1 protein-coding gene is annotated in these 1,735 nt (G+C 74.2%); it reads right to left on the minus strand.

The genetic code is table 11. The features are described from left to right. Positions 1-151: 151 nt before the first annotated feature. Positions 152-1,576 (minus strand): IS1380 family transposase, encoded by a 1,425-nt coding sequence (locus tag ACVJO7_RS33950; protein ID WP_491676364.1) that lies wholly within the window; start codon positions 1,574-1,576, stop codon positions 152-154. Between the last annotated feature and the right edge of the window lie 159 nt (positions 1,577-1,735).

A 1,735-nucleotide genomic window follows, 5' to 3' on the forward strand; every position in this document is an offset into this window, starting at 1 on the left:
GACCCGAATCCGTGAGTAGCCGCCGAGCTGATCATGACGGCGAGAAGTTGATGTTGTTCGGGTCGCGGATCGGCTGTCGAGCAGCGCGGCAGCCCGAGTGCCGCCTCGGGTGCGCGGGGTCCGGTGCTGGTCGGGGCCGGGAGCGGCCTGGTCAGGACAGGTTCGGGAGGGCGCGGAGGCGGGCGAGGACCTCGGCGAGCAGGTGCTCGCCGGGTGACAGGCGCAGGGTGAGGCCGCGGGCGTGGCGGATCAGGCGGGCGGGGACGGCGATCAGCCGCCGGCGCAGGGTGACGATCATGGCCTGACCGCCGCGGATACCGTGTCCGACCAGCCGCCCGTCGCGGTGGATGGCGGTGAGGTGGTGCAGCCATCCGGTGCTGGTCGCGGCGAGCAGCGCGCCCCACATCCAGGCCCGGTTCACCGCGTGCTTGCCGGAGGGCAGGTGGCGCAGCGCGGCGCCGTGCTTGGAGTCGCGGAACACGTTCTCCACCTGCGTGCGGTGGCGGTACCAGTGCTCGACCTGCGCCGCGGCGACGCTGGTGGAGACGTCGAGGTTGGTCACGACGAAGGAGTAGGCGAACACACCGTCGAGCGCGGTGAGCTCGTCCAGTGGCAGGGCCCGCTGCTCGGGGTGCAGGGTGCGCCGGCGCCGGGCCCGCGGGTCGGTGGAGACCTGGCCGCGGTGGAGGTCGAGCCGGACCCGGCGGATCAGGAGCCGAGTCGCGGCGGGCCACCAGGTCGGGCAGTAGTCGGCGACGGCGACCTGCGCTGCTCGCATGTCGATGGCGTCGGTCCACGCGTGGGCCGCGACGCCGTCGAGGATGCGCCACAACGGCGCGGTGCGCCGGGCGCCGATGGCGAACTCCACCCCGGTGAACAGGCAGGCGCGGGCGAGCTGGCCGGCGAAGTAGCCCGCGTCGGCGCGCACCCGGATCCGGCCCGCCCGGGCCGGGGTGGGGAGCGCGGCCAGGGCCCGGCCCAGCAGCTCGGCGCTGGTGGCGCGGGGGTCGTCGCGGCCGTCACCGAGGTCGGCGGCCAGCACCACGGAGGTGTCGGCCCAGGTGGCGACGTGCGGGCGGCCGACCCGTTGGCCCTGGTGGTTGAACGCCACCCCCTGCTTGCCCCGGCCGTAGACCTCGACATCGGTGGTGTCCAGGTCGACCGTCACGTCGGTCGACAGCGCGCGGGCGCGGTCCGGGTCGACCCGGCCGAGCAGGTCGAGCGCGGCGGCGTGCACGTCGCCGAGCCCGGTCTCCACCGCCGCCCACTGGGTCGCAGTGAGCCGGCGGGCCAGGCCGGCGGCGGTCGTCGCGGCCAGCCCCGGAACCGGGGTCAGCGCTTGGCCCGCGGCGTCGGCACGGTGGCGGTCCAGCCCGACCAGGAAGTCCTCCCCGCACAGCTGTGCGGCGGCCATGCCGACCAGCACCTGCCCGGCGGACAACCCGCGGTCCCGGACCTTGATCGGGCCGACCGCGGCATCCAGCCGGTCGATCATCCCGAGCCGCTCGCACAGCTCGGTCACCGCGGCCAGCCCGGAGAACCTGGTCAGCGACTCGTCCGGCGCGCCGACCTGCACCCGCGTACGACGGCCGCGGCACTTGCGTACTCTTCGCACCTGATAGGTGTCCTCTCGACCTCGATCATCATGTCTTCGCAAACACGATCATCGCAGGTCAGCGGGCACCTATCGTCATCTCCCCACCGGCAGGCCCGTCGCTACTCGCGGATTCGGGTC

Source organism: Pseudonocardia sp. DxW (genome assembly GCF_058448985.1).